This window comes from Planktotalea sp. (assembly GCF_039984035.1).
In the GTDB taxonomy this organism is placed as follows: domain Bacteria; phylum Pseudomonadota; class Alphaproteobacteria; order Rhodobacterales; family Rhodobacteraceae; genus Planktotalea.
The window spans coordinates 1-4,101 of sequence record NZ_JBDWVM010000481.1 but is presented as its reverse complement, the minus strand read 5'-3'; the positions used below and the strand labels follow the sequence as shown (position 1 = coordinate 4,101).

The 4,101-nt window shown below is 53.7% G+C and carries 4 protein-coding genes; 3 read left to right on the top strand and 1 reads right to left on the bottom strand.

The features are described 5' to 3' along the window. Together ABJQ89_RS21655 and ABJQ89_RS21650 are read left to right on the top strand one after the other, a co-directional pair. A partial coding sequence (locus ABJQ89_RS21655; RefSeq protein WP_348498225.1) for a LysM domain-containing protein occupies positions 1–368 on the top strand: 368 nt, incomplete at its 5' end. 709 nt (positions 369–1,077) lie between these two features. Continuing rightward, the gene (locus ABJQ89_RS21650; protein WP_348498224.1) at positions 1,078–1,680 is read left to right on the top strand and encodes a pyridoxamine 5'-phosphate oxidase family protein; all 603 of its coding nucleotides are present in this window, start codon (positions 1,078–1,080) and stop codon (positions 1,678–1,680) included. A gap of 4 nt (positions 1,681–1,684) precedes the next feature. Here the strand turns inward: ABJQ89_RS21650 and zapE are convergent, their stop codons facing one another. Further along, positions 1,685–2,743, bottom strand: coding sequence for a cell division protein ZapE (gene zapE / locus ABJQ89_RS21645; RefSeq protein WP_348498223.1), 1,059 nt, complete (start codon positions 2,741–2,743; stop codon positions 1,685–1,687). A gap of 102 nt (positions 2,744–2,845) precedes the next feature. Here zapE and ABJQ89_RS21640 point away from each other — a divergent pair, with 102 nt between their 5' ends. Further along, the gene (locus ABJQ89_RS21640) at positions 2,846–4,087 is read left to right on the top strand and encodes an MFS transporter (protein ID WP_348498222.1); all 1,242 of its coding nucleotides are present in this window, start codon (positions 2,846–2,848) and stop codon (positions 4,085–4,087) included. The last annotated feature ends 14 nt before the right edge of the window (positions 4,088–4,101 follow it).

Here is a 4,101-nt window from a genome sequence, read left to right as displayed (position 1 = left end):
AAGAAGGCAGTCTCTTGAATTCCATCGTGCGTCGTTCCATGGGGCAGGTTGGGAATGCGCCGGCACTAGCGCGCATCGCAGCGCCAACCCCGCGCGCCGCGCCAAAGCCAAAGCCGCAGGTGGTTGCCGCTGCACCCGTGAAACGTGTTCAGGCGGCGGCGCTCGCGCCAGCACCGCAAAAAGCTGTTCGACAGACCGCCGTTCAGAGCACTTATGTTGTGGCGTCAGGTGATACGCTCGCATTGATCGCGATTAAGCTCTACGGCACAGCGTTGGCGATTGATGACTTGTTGGCGCAGAACCCGTCATTGCGCAGCAACCCGAACTCGTTGCGCATCGGCCAAGTGTTGCAATACGCGGCCAATTAACCAATTTCGCCAAAAGAAGTGGCGGTCATGAAAATATTTTTTCGGCCGCCATTTTCGTTCAAATGACCCTCTGAATTGCGCTCAATGTTTGCGCTCGCAAATTGATCGAGGGGGGTTTTCTAGAGTCTGCTCAAAGGCTTGTCGTGCTTGGGCGTCTGTAAAGCTGCGCATTTCAAAAATACCCAACCTTTCCCGTAGGATGCGATTTCGTAGCGTCAACGTGCGAATCGCGAATCACCAGATGTTGACTGATTCGTGATGATTCGCCTATAGCTGTTCATTAGCCAGATCATGCTTCGCCTGCCAGCACATGAAGCGAAATTGGTCTGTATGGGGGACGTATAGAATGAAGCGACACAAGAGTGTGGCCAATGAGGCGATGTATATCGCCCAAGCGAACGTAAATGCACATCAAGTGCATGACGTTTCTGGCCCGGCCTCGCGCGCTTCTACAATGCTGATCCAAATTTCTAAGCAGACAAAGAATTCGAACTGTTCCGCGCAAATACACGCGGCGCACGTTTGGTGTGAACACAAAGCCAAGATCCCTCCGATGACCAACGTCTGATCGAGCGGCGTTCGGGAAACGGGACAAAAAACAGGCAATACCTTGAAGGGGCTTTCGAGCCCCTTCTTTTTTTGTTTGTGCTTTGCCAATGCGCAGGGTGCTGTCTATTGTTCGATCGTAATCGAGCGAGGAATGCGATCCATGACCCCCATCACATCAATTGAAGAGCTGGAAACCCATTATGGTACAGCGGTTCCCAATGCGCTGACCAAAGTCGTGACGTCGGTGACGCCGCACTATCGCACATGGATCGAAGCGGCGCGTTTTGTTGTGATTTCAACGGTTGGTCCGGAAGGTACCGATGGAAGCCCGCGCGGCGATGATGAGGCTGTTGTGGACATTTTAGATGATAAAACGCTGCTTTTGCCCGATTGGCTTGGCAACAACCGCATCGACAGTTTGCGAAACATCGTGCGCGATGATCGTGTGAGTCTGATGTTTATGGTGCCAGAATGTAAGAACGTCGTGCGCGTGAATGGAACTGCGATTGTCACCGTCGATGATGAGATGCGCGCGCGTTTTGAAAAGAGGGGCAAGCTGCCCCGTAGCGTCATTGCGATCACGGTGGGCGAGATGTATTTTCAATGCGCGAAGGCGCTGATGCGCTCAGGGCTTTGGCAGGGCCTTGGCGCGGATGTAAAATTGCCTACTGCGGGTGAATTCATCAAAGAACGCGATGCACTGTTTGATGCAAAAGGGTATGATGATGGCTATGCGGAATATTCAAAACCCCGCATGTGGTAGCGCGTCAGTCCTGACCCCACTCGGCGCTTTGCATCTCGCGCAGGCGGCTTGCTGTGCGCTCGAATTCAAAGGTGCCTGTACCCTCGACGTATAGCATTTCAGGCTCTGCTGCTGCAGAGGCGATCAACTGCACGTGCGCTTCATAAAGCGCATCGATCAGCGTGACGAAACGCTTTGCTTCGTTGAAATTGTTACGGCTGAGGCGTGGGATATCCTCAAGGATCAAAACGCGGGCGGATTCAGCAATCGTGAGGTAATCCGCAGGGCCGAGAGGTTGGCCACAAAGGTCAAAGAACTTCGCCCGCGCAACGCCATTGTGAAAACCGGGCAACGTTACAGTACGGCCCTTCACGGTGAGATCATGTGGCGCTGCTTTGCCGTGTGTGAGGCTTTGCCAAATCTCTTCGATCTGTGCGCGTGCTTCATTGTTGTTTGGCGTGAAATAGACCTGCGATCCAGACAGGCGATCCTGTCTGTAATCCTTCGGGCTGGCCAATTCGGCCACTTCCATCCGCTCTTTCAGAAGCGCAATGAACGGCAGGAAAAGTTGGCGGTTAAGGCCGTTCTTATAAAGATCATCAGGTACGCGGTTTGAGGTTGTCACAATGACAACGCCCGCTTCCATCAGTAGTTCGAACAAGCGTCCAACGATCATTGCATCTGTGATGTCGGTGATCTGCATCTCATCAAAGGCAAGAAGTTTGATATCGGCGATGACGGCCTCAGCGACAGGTTTCAAGGCGTCTTCAACGCCGTCTTGGCGGGCCTTGTGAATGCCGGCTTGGATCTCTTGCATGAAGGCATGGAAATGCACGCGGCGCGCTGGCACTGGGCAGGCATCGACGAAAAGGTCCATCAACATAGATTTCCCGCGCCCGACACCGCCCCAAAGGTACAGACCCATAGGGGGAGGCGGTGCTTTGCGGAACAGGCTCTTTTTTGGCGGATTGGTTAGCGCGGTGTGAATGCGTTGCAACCGCGAAAGCGCCAGTTCTTGCGCTGGATCGTGGGTTAACTCTCCGCTCGCGATGCGGGCGTTGTAGATGTCCAAAAGGCTTTTCATATCTTCCTCTACCTTGCCAATCACGCAACGAAAAGAGGCGAAGCAATTGACGCCTTAGATGAAAAGCGTAACGTCCAAATATACGGCAGAGAAAGATCGCACATGAAACAGCAAACTGCGCTTATGACACCGGTGCTGGTCATCGGTTGCGCGATCATTTTGGTGAATTTCTCAATTCGCGCGTCTTTTGGCGTTTTTCAAATTCCTATTGCGACAGAATTTAATTGGCTGCGCTCTGAATTCTCGCTGGCGATTGCAATCCAGAACCTTGCGTGGGGCATTGGCCAGCCCATTTTCGGCGCACTTGCGGAAAAGATTGGGGATCGCAAAGCTATCATTATAGGCGCGCTGATCTATGCGGCTGGTTTGGTTCTCTCGTCCTTCGCGGTGACACCTGAAGCGCATCAGATGTTGGAAATCCTTGTCGGGTTTGGTGTCGCAGGAACAGGTTTTGGGGTAATCCTCGCCGTTGTCGGGCGCGCAAGCTCTGACAAGAACAGATCGATGTCCTTAGCGATTGCCACTGCTGCGGGCAGCGCGGGTCAAATTATCGGCGCGCCGACTGCTGAATTCCTACTAACGATGATGCCTTGGCAGAACGTGTTCATGGTGTTTGCGGCGGCGATTTTGGCGGTTCTTTTGCTGCTTCCTTTCATGCGCGCACCGCCAATGGCGAGCAAGGCAGAGCTGGAGCAAAGCATGGGCCAAGTGCTGCGCGGCGCGTTTCGTGATCCGACCTACACGTTCATTTTCTTAGGCTTCTTCAGTTGCGGTTATCAATTGGCGTTCATCACTGCGCATTTCCCGGCGTTTGTGACCGAGATGTGCGGTCCAATCATGCCGGGCGGCGCGCTATATGAGGCGGGGATTACGACGACTTCAGCGCTTGGCGCTGTCGCAATCGCGCTGATTGGGGCAGCGAATATCGGCGGCACGCTTTTCGCGGGCTGGCTCGGGAACCGCTATTCCAAGAAATACCTGCTCGCGGGCATCTACACTGCGCGGACGATAGTCGCTGCGGTTTTCATTATGCTACCGATGACGCCAACTTCGGTCATCATATTCTCAGTCGCAATGGGATCACTGTGGTTGGCAACCGTTCCGCTGACCTCAGGCCTTGTCGCGCACATCTATGGGCTGCGCTATATGGGAACGCTCTATGGTATTGTATTTTTCAGCCACCAAATGGGCAGCTTTCTTGGCGTTTGGTTAGGTGGTCGCATGTACGACATCTATGGCAGCTACACGGTCGTCTGGTGGGTTGGCGTTGCTATTGGCGCCTTTAGCGCGGTCATTCATCTACCAATCAGGGAACGCCCACTAGAACGCCCCATCGCAGCGTAAGCTTCATCTTTCTA

What these genes read in the sequence shown, in the direction of transcription:
- ABJQ89_RS21650 (WP_348498224.1), top strand. Translation starts at nt 1,078, where the DNA reads ATGACCCCCATCACATCAATTGAAGAGCTGGAAACCCATTATGGTACA.
- zapE (WP_348498223.1), bottom strand. Translation starts at nt 2,743, where the DNA reads ATGAAAAGCCTTTTGGACATCTACAACGCCCGCATCGCGAGCGGAGAG.
- ABJQ89_RS21640 (WP_348498222.1), top strand. Translation starts at nt 2,846, where the DNA reads ATGAAACAGCAAACTGCGCTTATGACACCGGTGCTGGTCATCGGTTGC.